Raw genomic sequence first — 17,216 nt, 5'->3', positions numbered from 1 at the left:
ACTGTCCGGTTTATTAATGTTTAAAAAGAAAAACTGACGTTACATCAGCTTTTCATGGTTAATGTTGTTGTATGCCCGCCAATAGACTGGCCATGCCTTTGTGGTAAATTCGACGAATATCTGCCAAGTCCTTCTCGTAATAGAGTGTCGTCAATCCGCTAAACAGGCCGTAGATAATGTGCATTACATCCTGTGGGTCATCGGGTTTTAACTCCCCATCTTCCATCCCTTTAGTAATAATGGACTCGTATGTCGCATATGGAATTCGAATCAGGGAAAGCATCTCATCCAGCATCTCCTGGCTAACAACCTGGCCCGAGACAAACTCGTTAATGGCATGATTCAGCGGATTGGCCAAATCATCCACGTAATGATCAGCAAGTCCGTACAGTTTATCTATGGCAGTCTTATACTCTGATTCTTTGTCCAGCCAAGCATCCATCCAATCTTCATTATTAAGCTTGATTAGATACATGAATAGCTCTTCTTTGCTTTTGAAATGATAATAGATGCTGCCTTTACTTCGATTGTTAATTGTACAGATGTCTTCCATGGAAGTTGCACTATATCCCTTTTGGGCAAACAGTTCCTTGGTATTACGTGCAATGTCTTTTTTAATCTGGGTAACATCTTTTCTTCGTTTGACTTCGATTGGAAATACCCCCATAAACTAAACCGACTATTCGGTCTAATAGTATCACAGCACAAATACCTCGTCAATTCAATTTACACAGGCACCTCTCATTTGCTGTTTCAAAAGATGTACGAGAGCGCGCCTGGCTACAATTCACGAAAGTATTCGTCACATCATACTTACAATCCAACCGATCCAGTACGCAAAAGGAATTAATAACAACTGTGCCACCATTGTACCGAATAAACGGGATACCAGCATACAGCCATAAATCTGATTCATGCGATCCAAACGGATCTCGCCACGTAATGATTTGTCACTGAGCAGGGAAATTCGCGGATCAATCAGGATGGTAAGCAAAATAGTCGCTATGCCGTTAATTAGCCCGGTTGATTGGGATGCGGCTACAGCCTGCCCTGGGTAAAGGTACGCTGCGTACAAGCTGGACAGAACACCCGTGGTGTAAATTGCGGTTACCGCTACATTTAGCATCATCAACCGTCTTGGCATCCCATGCTGTACCAATCGTTTAGCCATCTTCCAGGAAGGCGGGGTAATGTAATACATTGCATTTCTAATCTTTCTTCGCTTCAGCATACCGCGAACCATCGCAGGAATGGAACCGGCTGCTTCAAAATGCACCACCATCCGGGATGAGAGCTTCACCATGGTTGGGAAACACAAGATGGCTAATGCAGTTCCTATAGTTGCCGCACCCATTAACCAGTGCAGCTGTGCTGCAAAGTGTGGATTGGCTCCACGTGTCGCGGTATCCACCAGATTACCTACCATTGGACCCTGGGCCATATTAGAGGTACGGGAAACCAAGAGCAAGATTCCTGCCAATGAAATGGCCAGCGCGATTCTGCGGGTGCGTAATCCACCAAGGCGGAGCGCATATGACAAGCTGTCTGCGGCATGAATCAGCATAGTGAACAACATAGGGATTGCCAGGCTAAGACTAAACATATGTATGTACTCCTTTATCTTCCTCTTATTGAATTTATTTCTTACATGGACAGCATTATACGCCTCCAGCTTGCAAAAGTATAGGAGCGAGATCCTTCTGAATCATCGTTAACTGGAATTACGACTTCACCTGATCATCGTTTATCCCTTCCCTCACTGGGTAATATACAACTAATTCATTATGTATAGGAGGGGTTTCATATGCCTTGGAATAAACAGGATTATCCAGTATCTATGAAGAATCTGAAGCCACGTGTCAGACATAAGGCGATTGAAATTGCAAACGCCCTGCTTGATGAAGGATACGAGGAAGGGCGCTCGATTGCCATAGCGACAGCTAAGGCGGAAGAATGGGATGAGAATCATCCCACACCGGAAAGTTCGAAATCGGACTCCACATCTTCCTCTGAACATGCCGAACCTAAAAAGTCATCTTCCACGGGCCGTCGTCATTCCGAGCCTGTTTCTTCGTCCAAGAGTCATGATAACATCCATGTCGTGCCTACAGACTCCGGTTGGGCGATCAAGGAAGAAGGAAAGTCTACCTATCTGTCCACATTTGATACTAAGGCAGAAGCTGTAGATAAGGCCAAAGCACATAGTAGTAAGCAAAATATTCGAGCGATAATCCATAATCAGGATGGACAGATTGCTTCTTCGATTAAGCCTTAAATGAATCGGAAAACAATAAAATCCCTTTTGCTGCTGAAGAGCAGACAAAAGGGATTTTATATGAACGTTAACGATCAAGTCCTGAATAGGATGTATACAGGCTATGGTTGTTCTGAAACGTATGGTCAATGGGATACCCCTCTAGCCACCGTAGGCCGCTGTGAAACAGCAGCAGCGTTAACTGCTTTGGCTGCAGCCGATGGCATCGGCAATTTCACAGCTGAAGTCGTAACCACGGTTCCACGAGCCGGAACACTCACGACGTACGTAATGACTTTGCTGGCAATCCATACGGCCAGAATCGTATATAAAGTTTCTTTTACCGGAAGAAAGAAAAGCGACAATCCCAATACAAAAGCATCACTGACAAAGAAAACTGTTCCCAGCTTCCATCCCTTCCAGCGGCTGACCAGCACGGCAAGAATATCGTCTCCGCCTGTCGCTCCACCGAATCGAAGCACAATCCCCGCGCCTACCCCTGTCAATATACCGGATAGAACTGCCGGAATCCACAGATTTCCGTTAAACGACATCACCAGTGTGGAGTATCGTTCAAAGCCGTCATAGAATAGGGAAAATGCACCGACGCCAAGCAATGCCTGAATCATGAATTTCCAGCCTTTGAGGAACCAAGCCAGGATCATGACCGGAATGTCCAGTAACAACATACCGATAGCAGGTGATAAGCCTGTTGCGTATTTTCCGAGCAGGGCCAGACCAACAAATCCGCCCTCCGATAAATGATTCTGAAAGTTAATGTGATAATAAGCAAAAGCTAAAATAAATGTACCGAGCAGCATAATGGCGAATTTGATCGCCTCTGTTTTAACGTGTTGTAAGGTTAACGATGTTCTCTTCATTCAGGTTCCCTCGCAGTTTGTAGGTTGGTTTTTTAGACCGACCGTACCCTGCAAAAGGTAAGCCTGGAAGAACTCATCGTGTACGTCCTTCGAATATTCATTCCAATCCCCTCTTTCGCAGAGTCAGCCGTTTTTTTGAACCGGTTGGTGTACTCTACAAGGGGCGCTATGTGTATGAGAGATCGTAACGTTTCCAGATCGTCCTTGGGGAGATTGTCCTTCGGGAACTCATGGTATCCTGATCCTTTCTGTTCTGTTGTGGTTAGCTGTGCTCAGTTAAACTGAAAAATAACTACAATGCATAAGCTTAAACATTTAATTGTACACTTACACTTGAATTACAGTACCCTCTTTCGATCGCGCTTATCCCCGGATTTTTGGAATTCCATTTTCCCTCTGGGGAAAATCCGGTGATGGCTTATGCTTCCGAAGCTGCTTCAATTCAAAAGCTTTCAAGCGAACGCTTCGCTTATACAGATGGGTTCTGCACTCTTCGTTCCTGTGTAAATTGTAATTCCAACTTACAGCAGTTGCAAGTTCATTCAGTTTAAACACCAAAGCTAACTTGCTTGTTCTTCTATTATATAACACCAACGTGACCGGGTCTAAACAGCAGCCCCCTCAAAAACAGGCATAAAGCAGCATCTGGGCTGCTCCAGCGGTCGTACGGGCACACCAGGATAAGCAATGCTTGCTAATGGTGCAACCTGCTCCTTTATTCTATGACCGAAGCTTCCAAAAATAACTGTCAGTCACCCAACTGTGACAAATTGGGGCCTTTTTTTATTATTCGGCCCTTTTTAAAGGAATCATTTTCCTTTCACACATACACTATAGCAAACGAATCGGCTTTATTCTTTGTCCAGTTCAAACGTTTCCATACTTACCCTGCTGTTTATGGTATAATATAACAATTGAATCCCACTACCGTTTAAGCGAGGCGGATTGATGAAAACGTTAAAGCCAAGAGTCTTTATTGGCTGCTCGCTGGAAGCGAAGCCGATTGCAGCCGCAGTACACGAAAACTTACGTTTTTCAGCCGAAGTTACCCCTTGGTATTCCGGGGTTTTTAATCCAAGCAGCTATACCATGGACGATCTGGAAGTAGAGGTCCGTACGACTGACTTTGCCATTTTTATTTTTCATCCGGATGATATATCCAAAATTCGCGGGAAGTACTACGCGTCGGTCCGGGATAATACAATGCTGGAAATGGGTCTGTTTATGGGTCGTCTGGGACGAAAACGTATTTTTTTCATTCTTCCTGAGGATATTACAGACATCAAGGACACAACCAAGGTTGAAGGATTGCGTATGCCCACAGATCTGCTGGGATTAAATCCACTCGTATATGAAATTCGTTCTGACGGAAAGTGGGCACCAGCCGTGTCCGTGGCATGTTCCAAGATTGCAGACAGTATTGAGGAACAAGGACGCTGGAGTGACCCAGAATTGGAGAACATCATTGAGAAGCATAAACGCACTGAGGGAGAAGCGAGGTTACAACTGCTTAAGTTGCTGCGGTTCTTTAGGGAATTGCTGCGCACCCGCAAAGCAGATGCCAAGATGCTGGAGCGAATGAGTGATGCCCTGCGTACCGCCTTTGTCTCTCATCCTCCATTTGCCGTACGTGGCACAGCCATATACCGTACAGATGACAGTGGTTATATTGAGCAATTATGTGGTAATGTTGGAGAACCGGGAAGAAAGTATGACTTGTCCGCTAACGACGACAAACAACCGGATGATCCCAAGCGCATCCTGGTGATTGATTCTTACCGGGAGAACAAGATCAAGATCAACCTGTATGATGATTACCTTGAGAAAGAGTATCTGCTATGCTATCCTGTAGCCAAGAGGTATGTAATCACCGTTCACATTATTGGACATATTGAAGCGGATGAGGCGGTATTTCAGCAGATTGACCTGCAGAATCGTCAACTGTTCAACGCCATCAACGATTTGTTAGGAGGCGAACCGGAATGAAACCGGAAACGAAAAAAATAAGCAAGCGCTGGGGCAGCGAAAAAAAGGTACGCCTCAGTTCTGCGCCCGAATCATCACGACCGGTTCCGGAACCCAAGGAAGAAGATCGTTTCCACAAGCCGGCCGTACCGCTAACGACCATAGGGCCCTCCCTGAAGGGCAAGGAAAGACCGTATAAGGTCATCCTTGAAAAAGAGGCGTTCTACGAAAAGCCTCAATATCTTGCTTAATTTCTGAACACATTGTCAAACCTGCCGCTGAATCGGCAGTATTCCATAGGCCCCGCCGCCCAAGGCAGGGGCTTTTTTGTTGCACATTTTTAGTAGAGTGAATTGCTTTCTCTCGTTGTCATAGCATCAGCGTATTAAGGCAAGCCAGCCTTAGATGATTATTGCAATTGATTGCTTTATTTCATTGCTTGTTATTTACTTCTGTAATCTTCTGTAACAGACTGCATTGCATAAGGCTTATTTAATTTATGACCTTAGGTTTCCTGCAAAACCCATAAATTATACCTAATTTTGGAGCGGGCTTGTCCTCAACTCTCTGGTCTCATTGGCTATCTGTATCCCCAGGAAAATACGTTAGTGCTTGCTTCCAGTATTTCTCGGTTGTATTGTGCATCTCCATTACATATATTGATTATAATATAAGAACACATGTTCTGTAAATGAAAAAATTCCAATTAAAGGTTAAGGAAGTGAACATATGACATCCTCAACTTCCGCCCCATCCCCTGCGGATGAAGATCATCGTCTGATTAAAGGTCTGGTTGTACGCACGCTTTTGCTGGATGTACTTGAACGAGATATTCGCACACTGGATACGCTGCTGCTTAAGATGCCCGAAGTCTACATTCTGTCGCTAACCCGCATTCAGAACAATGTGCTCAAAGAGATGTTGACCCTTCGTAAAAGGATGAGAACCCGCGGTGTCAAAGTTTTGGAAGAAAATCGTGAAGCTGATGGTATTGAAACTCTGTATATGTGCAGGGGGTATTGGCAACGGTTCTATATGTTATGGACGTTCGCACGCAATGAAGTCAAAAAAGAGCTCAGTCGGCATCTGCAGATGGACTTGGCTCAGAACTGATTCAACTCTGAACTCTGATCCTATTGAACGGGAACATACGCCCTGTTGTTATCCAAACACATATGGATCTGCATCATCCATGTATCCGACATTACTCTTGAATCCAACTCCTACGTCCTATTCCACTGCTCCTATGGTTCCGAGCCCTCCACTTAATTCAAAACAAGTTGACCACGGAAGGTTATGTTCATTAAGATGGAACAGAGATACCCAACCATTCCAATAAGGCATGATCTAAATTCAATTGCTATAATAAAGAACAAGCATTGTGCCATCCATGGCAGATGGATTTGTTCTGTGGGGTTTGATTTCAACTGGATATCTCTCAACGTCTTATCAATCAAGGAGTTGTACTTCATGGATCTGAATACACATTCGATTAAACGAACACCCGCACATACAGGCATTGCCGCAGATGTAACCGAACTGATCGGCCAGACACCTGCCGTTAAACTGAACCGACTCACAGGCAGCGACTCCGCTGATGTATACGTGAAACTTGAATACTTCAACCCAAGTGGCAGCGTCAAAGACCGTGCCGCCTATAATCTAATCGTTCAAGCTGAACGTGCAGGACTTCTTCTTCCCGGTGCAACCATTATCGAACCTACCAGTGGCAATACCGGGATTGGTCTTGCGATGAATGCCGCCGCAAAAGGATATAAAGCCGTTCTGATCATGCCGGACAATATGTCCAAGGAGCGCATCAACATTCTGAAAGCCTACGGCGCAGATGTGGTGCTCACCCCTACTGCGGAGCGGATGCCAGGTGCAATTCGCAAAGCGAAAGAACTTCAGGCAGACATTCCAGGAAGTTTCATTCCGCAGCAATTCGAGAATCCGGCGAACCCGGACATTCATCGAATCACCACAGCGCCCGAGATTATGCAGCAGATGGATGGCAAGCTGGATGCCTTCATCGCTACGGCGGGAACTGGCGGAACGATTACGGGAACCGGCGAAGAACTGCGTAAGCAGTTGCCCGATATCCGCATCTATGCGGTGGAGCCTAAAGGTTCTCCGGTGTTGTCCGGTGGCGAGCCCGGACCACACAAACTCGTCGGTACAAGTCCGGGGTTCATTCCGGACATCCTGAACACCGACGTGTGGGATGCCATCATCCAGGTGTCGGATGAGGACGCACTGGATACGATGCGGCAGCTTGCTGCCCGGGAAGGGCTGTTGCTCGGCCCTTCCTCTGGCGCTTCGGTGTGGGCCTCCCTTCGCATCGCGAAGGAACTGGGGCCAGGGCACCGGGTGCTCTGCATTGCGCCGGATACCGGGGAACGGTATCTGAGCATGGGTATTTTTTAACAGAGAAAAAATCCGTGCACACCAAAAAGGGGCTTCCATGTCCCACAAGCCATGAACCCATAAGTTATAAGCTTGACAGAGGCCCTCCCTTATGAACATTCATTTAGTACTCACACATGTATTGTTCATTTAGCGCTCATTGCTTCTAATGAACCTGAGACACGCTATTCGCTCCTATTTATGCAGGTTTGAAGTGTAACGAATCACAGCGGCGTTATTTCCCCGAATTTGGTTGATTTACGGGCTTAGGAGCTATTTTCGGCAAGATAATGTTACTGAGATTCGGTAGCGAGTAGCGAGGGGAAATCCCTCGAAAAAAAGGGAAGAGAAGTACATTGAAGGAACCATCATAATAAAAAAATAAGCTCTTGCTCACATACGGATGGTGCATCCGCAGAGAACAAGAGCTTTTTTCTGATGGGAGCCATTTCGGCCCGGTTAGAACGCATAATCCAATGTACATGTAGGATTTAGTACGATTTTGTATGATTTAGAATTCAGTCATTAGTGTGTCAGGGTTGTCCATTCCACACCTTCGGGAAGCAGAGCCGCAATGCGGTCTTTGGCTTCCTTTTTGGTATACAGCGATTCATCGAGAATGACCGCAGAACCGGAATCCGTGCTAGTCCGAATCAGACGTCCAAGACCTTGCTTCACACGCAGGAGCATATACGGAAGATCGATCTCTTCGTAAGGTGCAGCCGACGCACTGCGTTTTGCATTGAACACAGGGTCCTGTGGCGGATACGGGAGCGACCAGATCATGACATTGGATAATGACGGTCCTGGAACATCCAGTCCTTCCCACAGATTGACGGAGCACAGCACACTCTCCTCATCCTGCTGGAATGCCGCGATCAGATCACTGATCTCCCGATCACCCTCATACATAAAGCGCAAACCTTCTGCTTCAGGCACATGAACAATATCCTGCTTGAAGGCGCGCAATTCTTCCATCGTACGGAACAGGATCAGCGCACGTCCTCCACTCTCCTGAAGCATGGATACTGCGTCGCGCATGCGATTTTCGTTCTCCGGGTGACCCGGTACAGCTTCATCGGTAATTTTCATCTTCATTTTGTCCGCATAATCATACGGGGAAGCCACCGAGAACGATACAAAATCATCAATGCCCAGGCTGTCCGCCACATAACGGAATGAACTGTCCACAGATAACGTTGCAGAGGAGAACACGATTGGAATGCCTGTGTTGAACACACGCTCGTTCAGCATTTCCTTCACCGTACGCGGCATGATCGATAATGTCGTCTCGTCTTCACTCTCTTCCGCCCAGCAGATATAACCGTCTTCCTTACGGAATAGCGCAAGTGCAGACTGAATCATGTCCAAATGCTCTTCGACAACACGCATCTGGTACCCATCCAGCGAGAACAATCCACTCTCAAATACCAATTCTTCGCCAATGGCATCTAATACGTTGGTCAGACGTTCAATCTCACGCAGAAGCGGAGCTTCTACCCGAACTTCTTTCCGTTCCGATCCCGGAATAGCCAACGTATACGTATCGAGTAACGCAAACAGTCGTTCACTGCTTTCAATCGCTTCATCCACACGCTCGGCGAGAGATTCACGAATCTCTCCTTCAAGCAGGCGAGTCACAAGTTCCTCGAAAATGCGATGTTTCAGCTTGTAACTCAGTGCGTTCAGGGCTGCTTCTTCCAGCAAATGTCCTTCATCAAATACAACCGAGCTGTGATCAGGCAGCAGTGGCAGTTGTCCCTCGCGTTTGCGCGCATCATACGTCCACACATGCTCCATGTAGTAATCATGGGAACAGATAATGATGTCTTTGGAACGACGGTAATGGTCACGCGACAGCGTCAGGCCGCAGCGTTGTCTTTTTGGACAAACAAAACAATCCTGGAACGGGTCCCAGTTAATTTTGTTCCACTGACGATCGTTCAGATGTGGATACTGTTTGCGGTCACCATACGGATGGAAAGCCTGAAGTGTACCCGGCGTGTTCACAAAATCCGGCAGGCTCTCGTGTACTTCTTCAATAACAGGCGCATCCTCATCCGCGAATCGCACTGCACTTAATTTGTTCAGACAGACGTATTGGTCCGGGGACTTGCCCAGACGTGCGTCCACTTCCAGATCCAGATGAGCAGCCAGCTTCGCAATATCTCCACCGGGCTTCACAAGCTGTTCAATCAAGGACTCATCGGCACAGGCGATCACCGCCGGTTTGCCCGTATAACGTGCATAACAGACCGCGTAGAGCAGATAGACTAACGTCTTGCCTGTTCCGACACCGGCCTCCGCCATAATGGTCTTTTTATCTCCATAGGCCCGTTCGAGCTGGTACGCCATAAAAATCTGTTCATCCCGTACCTCGAAGCCGGACTCAGGCAAAATATCGTAAAAAACATCGGCAACCCACTCTCCCAGACGGGATACAAAAGGTTCAGCCGGATCATATGCAAAAGGATAACGTTGTGTAGACAATCCTAGGTCAGCCTCCATTCTTAGACGCGGTCCTCTTTCATTTCCGTTCAAAAAAGGCCGCAGGGCAAAAGTTAATTATCTCACGCAGTAAGGCTGGTGACAAGCTTTTTTTACGAGGAAATCGTAGGGCAGTTGAATAGGTTTTTCAAAAGGTAGCTTAGATCTTAGTTGGTTGCCACGATGTATAGAACCTGCCCACAGGGAAAATATATACAGGAATCCAACTTAAGGAAAGGTGGCGTTCCACTCCATGGATAACCATTCTTCACAATCCGAGCATTCCTCAGACCAATCAAGCGAGACTTTAACGGACCGACAGGGTCACCCCATCACGGACAATCAGAACGTACGAACTGTGGGCAGCCGCGGACCAACAACACTGGAGAACTATCATTTTCTCGAAAAGATCACTCACTTCGATCGCGAACGTATTCCGGAACGGGTTGTGCATGCCCGGGGCGCTGGCGCTCATGGCGTATTTGAAGCGTATGGAACGGCCGGGAATGAACCAGTATCGAAGTATACACGGGCACGTCTGTTTCAGGAAAAAGGAAAAGAAACCCCCGTATTCGTTCGATTCTCAACGGTTATTCACGGTGGACACTCTCCCGAGACGCTGCGGGACCCGCGTGGCTTTGCCGTGAAATTTTATACCGAAGATGGCAACTGGGATCTTGTCGGTAACAACCTGAAAATCTTTTTCATTCGTGATCCGCTCAAGTTCCCGGATATGGTACACGCCTTCAAACCCGACCCGTTGACCAACGCACAGGATATGGAGCGGTTTTTCGATTTTGTCTCACTCAGTCCCGAAGCGACCCACATGGTGACGTTCCTCTTCTCCCCTTGGGGTATTCCGGCCAATTACCGTCAGATGCAAGGGTCAGGTGTCAATACATACAAATGGGTCAATGAGGAAGGCACGGGTGTACTCATCAAATACCACTGGGAACCGCTCAATCAAGGCATACGTAACCTGCTGCAAAAAGATGCGAGCGAGATTCAGGGGCAGAATTTCAACCATGCCACGCTGGATCTGTATCATGCCATTGAACAAGGCGACTATCCCGAATGGGAGCTGTGCGTTCAAGTGATGGAGGATGGCGATCATCCTGAGCTGGATTTTGACCCGCTGGACCCAACCAAGTTGTGGCCGCAGGATCAGTTCCCGTTTCTGCCTGTAGGCAAAATGACGCTCAACCGTAATCCCGAGGATTATTTCAATGAAGTGGAGCAAGCGGCATTTGGCACCGGTGTATTGGTTGATGGGCTGGATTTCTCCGATGACAAGCTGCTGCAAGGACGCACCTTCTCCTATTCGGATACCCAGCGTCACCGGGTCGGTGCGAACTACCTGCAACTGCCTGTGAATGCGCCGAAGAACCGTGTTGCGACCAATCAGAGCGGCGGGCAGATGCAATATCAAGTGGATCGTGCACCGGGGCAGAATCCGCATGTGAACTACGAGCCTTCCTCCCTTGGAGGGTTAAAAGAAGCTACACCGCGCGGCCCGGAACATGAACCGTTGGTGGAAGGCAGGCTAGTGCGTGAGAAGATCGAACGTACGAATGATTTTGGACAAGCTGGGGAGACGTACCGGGCATTCGAGGATTGGGAGCGGGATGAGCTGATCAGCAACATGGTCGATGCTCTGGCCCAATGCAAACCGGATATCAGGGAGCGCATGATCTCTCATTTTACCCAAGCGGATGCCGATTACGGTCGTCGTGTGGCGGAAGGACTAGCGTCAGTGCCTACCGATGATAGTGCGACAGTTCAACCGAAACATGAACCAAGTGTCGAGCAAGCGAAGAAGCGCAGTCGTGAGACGGACGGATATTAAAGTGGACAGATTGTAGAACCCTGGTTTATGCATCGCTTATAATGCATGAGATTGTTCGGATCGATAAGTCCCAGCGTTGGTTTAATAGAGCACATCGCTTGATTGGATGAGTCTTGCCATGAAGGAAATGCCTACAATGAACAAATAATGCCACTTCGAACATCGCCCCAATAGTCTCGTTGCCTCTGGCAGCCGCTATGGGGCTTTTTGTTATGCGTTAATTGCCCCATCATTTTGATAGAAGGCAAGGATTATGATTACGCTCTCCTATTGGATGCGTATGGCTCTTTTTTTTAAAATGGAAAGTTCATTTGAGTCGATTGAGGGTGAGTCTCGTGCCTTGAGGGTTGTAAAAGCGTGCATTACTAGGTTCATTTCAGATGATTCATCGTTAAATCAGGGCTACCAACCAATGTCAAGATTACATGCAGCTTGTGAAACCCCAGGCAATGGGAGCGACTACGCCTAACCTGCCTATGTCTAGACCCATCTGATCAAATGATTATTGAAGAAAACGTTTACAACATTTACCATAAAACTATGCTGTACAGGGAGTATTCATCCCATCGCAATGAGCTACATCATTGATGCACCTGTCCGGCATACCGCAACAGCTCACGCATTCCATTTTCCATTAACCAAGGAGGTCTACTAATGAAATTATTCCCATCCACATCTACTCATGTGTCTGCACGATCTGTACATTCCCTGAAGGAGCGCTCCCTCAAATCAAAAATGGCCCAGATCTGTCTGAGTGCCGCATTCCCTCTTTTATTGATTGGTGGTGGATCGGTTAGCGCGGCGGATGTAATCGAGAGCAGCTTGCAGAATAATCCATCAGAAGCCGTGGCTACCTCAAGTGTGACACTTGCTGCGGGTGATCTCTATGTCTCCCCTAACGGCTCAGCCAGCAATCCGGGAACTATAAATAGTCCAACATCTCTGGCTAACGCATTGACCCAGATCGCTCCGGGCAAAACGATCTATCTGCGCGGCGGAACCTACAGCTTCTCGCAAACCATTACCATTGAACGCGGTAACAGCGGCACCTCCTCACAACGTAAAAACCTGGTCGCGTATGGATCGGAAAAACCAGTCTTTGATTTCTCTGCTCAAGCCTTCGCTTCCACCAATCGTGGACTGCAAATGTTCGGAGACTACTGGTTCGTCAAAGGTCTTGAGGTGAAGGGTGCGGGTGACAACGGAATCTTCATCGGAGGCAGCTACAACCGCCTGGAACAGATCGAAGCCCATCACAATCGGGATACGGGGATTCAAATGGGACGTTATGCTTCCACCGCCGCCAAGAGTGAATGGCCTGCGTATAATGAAGTGATTCGTTCCTACTCCCACAACAACTATGACCCGGATGACGGCGAGGATGCAGACGGTTTTGCAGCCAAACTGACCGTTGGCCCGGGCAATGTCTTCGATGGATGTATTGCCGCCTATAACGTGGACGATGGCTGGGATCTATACAGCAAAACGGACACAGGCGCCATCGGCGCGGTCACGATCCGCAACAGCATCGCCTACGGTAACGGTGCAACATCAGACGGAACCTCCACCTCCAACAGCGATGGTAACGGCTTCAAGCTTGGCGGCGAGAAGATTGCCGTGAATCATATTGTGGAGAACAATATTGCTTTTAATAATAAAAAGCACGGCTTCACCTACAACAGCAATCCCGGTTCGATCCAGATGAAAAATAACACCTCCTGGAACAATGGGCAAAGCAATTTTGCCTTTGATGTAGGCACCCACATCTTCACCAACAACCTGTCCTTCCAAGGCGGCGCCAGCGACAAAACCAGCGGAACCGACGTCAGCAGCACCAACGTCTGGTGGAAGAACAAAAAAAGCGAGAACGCCAAAGGCCTGCTCGCCAGCGCAGCCGACTTTGTCTCCCTCGTACCTTCGGTAACACGCAGCGCGGACGGAACACCTGTCCTGGGTAATTTCCTGAAGCTTGCGGGTGGTAGTGATTTGGTTGGGTCAGGTACGCCATCGGGTACTAATATTGGTGCTCGATAAGTGGAAGATAATACGATAAAAGAGTAATTTAAAAGTTAAATCCCCTCTCCCATGCCAGCCTGCTCGGTGGTAATGGATGAGGGGATTTTTGAATTACTGTGTATTGTCTGCTGGCTTACAAGGTAGATAGATAAATACTTACGTTTTGGCTAAAACCTCAATGATCAGTCTGCCGCCTGTACGAAAACCTTGTTCAAACGCCGCTTCCACATACAAGGACGTGGACTGTCCGATCAAGTCTATCAGGTTCTCCAAAGCATCGTATTCGTTCTCTGTAAGCTGTGTTTTGTAATCCTGCATCAGGTCTGATATCTGGCGATTAATCTCTTGATACTCTACTTGCTCAGGATGAATTGACTCGTCTAACCGCAGGTTTCCGTGAAATAAATCTTCGATCAGGTTTGACATCTTATCCTTCATGGTAAGGTCACCTCAGGAAAATTGTAACTCAAGGGATGAGGTAAGATGAGAATTTAGCGGGAAATCCACTAGTATTTTTTCATTCCGAAAAAAATGTGTACCTTTTATAGGGTCGCCATCTTAAATGATACCTGGACACTGATTACTTATTTTAAATTTTTTTACTTTCTCAATCTTTTGTGTAAATTCACAAGCCTTTCGAAGATCTTCTTTCATGTAAAGTTCGATTAAAATATTCGCCTCTTCCTCCCAATCGGGACCATATTGTAAAAGGTAATCTGTAAACCTTTCATAGTAGAAACGATTGGATGGATTTAACCAAATCAATCTTTGATACATCTTCATTACACAAGGAATGGGCAGAAAGAAATGAGTAAGTTCGTAATTGATTGCTTCCAATAAATGATCCGAGTTGTCCGTATGATCTATTTCAGATATCAATTTATTGTATAAAGAGTCCACCGTCTCTCTCGTTGTTTTTAATTCTATCTGATCTAATGTCGACCAATTCTGGTCAATCCACGGATGCAGTGTTTCCACTGTTTTTTGTAAAGTCAAGGCCATCATCCTTGCTATTATTAAACTCATTTGTTATCTACAACATGGCCGGAAAACGAAGATATGACAAACAGGTCAATCATCGTGGTACCTAACTAAGATCAACCTGTTTAATGTAATGAAATAAATATTTAAGATTCACATTTTCTTAAAAACCATCTCCTAGCTTCTTCTTTTTCTAACAGCAATGGTTTTTCCGGTGTGCCAATATTTATACTCTGAAAAAAAGCTTCTTCTATCCCTTTAATACCCTTTAGTGTTACTCCGTTTAACAACGTATCTTTAAATGTCGATACGCTTATATCTATATTTTCTAGTCTTGCATTTCTAAAATCGGTTACATGGAAAGATACATTAATCAGATTACAATCAACTAAACATGCGTTATTAAATGCTGCTTCCCAACAATCACCTTTACTAAATCTACTATTTTTAATGATGCAGTTGGAAAAATCCGTATACCTGAGATCTGATTTATAAAAATCACATTTATCTAAACATGTATTGATAAAAGTTGATGAGGCTAATAATGATGAATGAAAATCAATATTTTCCAGTTTGAGATCATCAAAAGTGCAATCTATTAAATAGGATTGTTCAAGTAATACATCAGATAAGTCAAAGACTCTTAAATCAACTTCATCTAACTTTAACTGCTCACCTTCATGACCAATTGTCTCAACCCACTTTTTATGCAAATCAAACATATTGATAATATCTTTTTCTTCCATTTTTCCACTCCTTTAGGGGAACCATAATATTCTATCTGCTATTCCTTCTTTATCAATTGCTTTCTTCAGTTGTTCAATATGCTCTGGCACCATTTTTTTCGTATCAATAATTACGTCATGCCCCTTAGCAAATTCTTCATGTATTTTTTGCATACCATTTTGAATAGTAAAAGCACCCTTTTTAGGATTGGTTATAGGTATTCCGTTCCTACCACTTGGATATGATTCAAAACTCTTCACGTCCCACTTTATGCCCGTAGTGGTATCAATGAACTCTGCGCCTTTATCTGCTTGTGTATCACGTATTATTCTCCCTAAATCACCTCTTGCTTCTAATTGTAATCCAACATCTCTTTCATTTATATTTTTGGGTTCTATTTTCCCACCACCAGAAGGATCTCGAGCCAAATCATCCAACTCTTTGTGATTCCTGCCTCCAGTGTATGTATCTTTACCCATCCCTTTAATCTTACTACCTTTCCTCGCCTCAGCCGCTTCCAAATTCTTTTTAATCTTCGCCACAGCCGGATGAGATGAAGGCAAACGAAACGGACCTTTGCCACCCGGCATACTCCCGCGAACCATCTGAAATGCCATAAATAGCTGGCTGAACTTTAGAGAAGTCAACATCATCTGAGCATATTTATCAGATACAGGTTCACCTGTCATCGGATGAATGCCCATTTCAAATGCCTTGATATGCATCGCAAAAATATCTTCCCCTGGTGGTTCAACAGTCACCGCTTGCATTCGATTAATATCCAAATGCCCTTGATCTCTCTCATAAGCTTGGAGTGCAGACTGATCCGTAACTCCATTCTCGTTGACAGGCATCGACATCCACTTCCCAAAAACATTGACTTGTGCCATCCCATAGCCCTTATCATCCGCACCGGCATAATATCTTGCGTTTTCCATCATCGCTACAGCGCCAACAGTACCAACTGCATTACCCAGACTCACCTTCTGAGCATCAGCATTCTCAAACCGCATGGCGATATCCTTGAGTTCCTTGGAGATGTCCACCATACTCTCCAGTGCTTTATCCAATATAGGGCGCGACTGCTCAAACTCAACATAGAATCGCTCCTGTGTTACACCCATCCACATGGCTTGAAGGAACATAATCTGTCTTGAGAGATCCTCCCGTATATGCTCCAATTGATGTCTCGCCTGATCTACTTGATTCGATACGTTATGTAACTGTTCCGGGGTAACTTTAATGGTACTCATCCATTTTCACCGCTCATCTAAAATATTATAAGACTATGTTAGCAGAAGTTTAATGGCAATGATATCCGGCTAATCTCCTGATTTCACTGCATCAATCTACGCTTAGAATGCGCCATATCCGTCCCTCAGCCCCATTCGATCTCTATGCAGGTGTATACATGTTCCTGAGGGTTCCTTTTATTGGACGACCACAGGAGACTGTAGCATCTTTACTGCGACGAGCAACACGCTTTAACAATTCATAGAATTAATGAAGTAACTTGACTTTAACTGGAGATCAGAGGTACTATATGTTTATATAAATGGAATATATTTCAATTTAAATAATTATTTTGTAATCTTATACTTCAAGATATGTGTCAGAGCTTACCACAGCCAAGATATCAATGCGAATAAATGTG

General features: G+C 45.8%; 15 protein-coding genes. 7 read left to right on the top strand and 8 right to left on the bottom strand.

Going from position 1 to position 17,216, the window contains the following annotated elements; all coding sequences use genetic code 11:
- Positions 1-58: 58 nt before the first annotated feature.
- Both MHH93_RS12440 and MHH93_RS12435 read right to left on the bottom strand, forming a co-directional pair.
- Complete coding sequence (locus tag MHH93_RS12440) at positions 59-667, bottom strand: TetR/AcrR family transcriptional regulator (RefSeq protein ID WP_500054278.1); 609 nt, start codon at positions 665-667, stop codon at positions 59-61.
- Positions 668-802: 135 nt separating this feature from the next.
- Positions 803-1,603: a lipid II flippase Amj family protein gene (locus tag MHH93_RS12435; RefSeq protein WP_500054277.1), complete on the bottom strand. Its 801-nt coding sequence runs from the start codon at positions 1,601-1,603 to the stop codon at positions 803-805.
- Between the two features lie 201 nt (positions 1,604-1,804).
- Between MHH93_RS12435 and MHH93_RS12430 the strand changes: the two genes are divergently transcribed.
- Positions 1,805-2,275, top strand: coding sequence for a DUF2188 domain-containing protein (locus MHH93_RS12430; protein ID WP_500054276.1), 471 nt, complete (start codon positions 1,805-1,807; stop codon positions 2,273-2,275).
- A 125-nt stretch (positions 2,276-2,400) separates the two neighbouring features.
- On the opposite strand, the gene MHH93_RS12425 is transcribed toward MHH93_RS12430, so the two are convergent.
- Positions 2,401-3,135, bottom strand: coding sequence for a YitT family protein (locus tag MHH93_RS12425; RefSeq protein ID WP_500054275.1), 735 nt, complete (start codon positions 3,133-3,135; stop codon positions 2,401-2,403).
- Between the two features lie 948 nt (positions 3,136-4,083).
- Between MHH93_RS12425 and MHH93_RS12420 the strand changes: the two genes are divergently transcribed.
- The 4 genes from MHH93_RS12420 to cysK all read left to right on the top strand — a co-directional run bounded on the left by MHH93_RS12420 (position 4,084) and on the right by cysK (position 7,527).
- Entirely contained in the window at positions 4,084-5,121 is a 1,038-nt protein-coding gene (locus MHH93_RS12420) for a nucleotide-binding protein (protein WP_051447360.1), read from the top strand.
- Positions 5,118-5,351 (top strand): hypothetical protein, encoded by a 234-nt coding sequence (locus MHH93_RS12415; protein ID WP_017687536.1) that lies wholly within the window; start codon positions 5,118-5,120, stop codon positions 5,349-5,351. The genes MHH93_RS12420 and MHH93_RS12415 overlap by 4 nt, the downstream gene beginning before the upstream one ends.
- A 478-nt stretch (positions 5,352-5,829) precedes the next feature.
- Positions 5,830-6,213: a YhjD family protein gene (locus tag MHH93_RS12410; RefSeq protein WP_500054274.1), complete on the top strand. Its 384-nt coding sequence runs from the start codon at positions 5,830-5,832 to the stop codon at positions 6,211-6,213.
- A 357-nt stretch (positions 6,214-6,570) separates the two neighbouring features.
- Positions 6,571-7,527, top strand: a complete 957-nt coding sequence (gene cysK, locus MHH93_RS12405; RefSeq protein WP_500054273.1) for a cysteine synthase A — start codon at positions 6,571-6,573, stop codon at positions 7,525-7,527.
- Between the two features lie 504 nt (positions 7,528-8,031).
- Here cysK and MHH93_RS12400 read toward each other — a convergent pair.
- The gene (locus MHH93_RS12400) at positions 8,032-10,014 is read right to left on the bottom strand and encodes an ATP-dependent DNA helicase (RefSeq protein WP_500054272.1); all 1,983 of its coding nucleotides are present in this window, start codon (positions 10,012-10,014) and stop codon (positions 8,032-8,034) included.
- A 232-nt stretch (positions 10,015-10,246) separates the two neighbouring features.
- Here MHH93_RS12400 and MHH93_RS12395 point away from each other — a divergent pair, with 232 nt between their 5' ends.
- On the top strand, positions 10,247-11,839 hold the full coding sequence (locus MHH93_RS12395) for a catalase (RefSeq protein WP_500054271.1): 1,593 nt from the start codon (positions 10,247-10,249) through the stop codon (positions 11,837-11,839).
- Between the two features lie 654 nt (positions 11,840-12,493).
- On the top strand, positions 12,494-13,873 hold the full coding sequence (locus MHH93_RS12390; RefSeq protein ID WP_500054270.1) for a right-handed parallel beta-helix repeat-containing protein: 1,380 nt from the start codon (positions 12,494-12,496) through the stop codon (positions 13,871-13,873).
- Between the two features lie 138 nt (positions 13,874-14,011).
- On the opposite strand, the gene MHH93_RS12385 is transcribed toward MHH93_RS12390, so the two are convergent.
- From MHH93_RS12385 to MHH93_RS12370, 4 genes are all read right to left on the bottom strand, one after another.
- A complete protein-coding gene (locus MHH93_RS12385; RefSeq protein ID WP_500054269.1) occupies positions 14,012-14,293 on the bottom strand; it encodes a DUF6809 family protein in 282 nt (93 codons plus the stop codon).
- 120 nt (positions 14,294-14,413) lie between these two features.
- Positions 14,414-14,851: a hypothetical protein gene (locus MHH93_RS12380; RefSeq protein WP_500054268.1), complete on the bottom strand. Its 438-nt coding sequence runs from the start codon at positions 14,849-14,851 to the stop codon at positions 14,414-14,416.
- A 131-nt stretch (positions 14,852-14,982) separates the two neighbouring features.
- Positions 14,983-15,582, bottom strand: a complete 600-nt coding sequence (locus MHH93_RS12375; RefSeq protein ID WP_500054267.1) for a pentapeptide repeat-containing protein — start codon at positions 15,580-15,582, stop codon at positions 14,983-14,985.
- A gap of 12 nt (positions 15,583-15,594) precedes the next feature.
- Complete coding sequence (locus tag MHH93_RS12370) at positions 15,595-16,815, bottom strand: WXG100 family type VII secretion target (RefSeq protein WP_500054266.1); 1,221 nt, start codon at positions 16,813-16,815, stop codon at positions 15,595-15,597.
- Between the last annotated feature and the right edge of the window lie 401 nt (positions 16,816-17,216).

Origin of the sequence: Priestia sp. FSL H7-0729 (assembly GCF_038005685.1) — a bacterium.
In the GTDB taxonomy this organism is placed as follows: domain Bacteria; phylum Bacillota; class Bacilli; order Paenibacillales; family Paenibacillaceae; genus Paenibacillus.
This window is presented reverse-complemented; position numbering and strand designations above follow the sequence as displayed.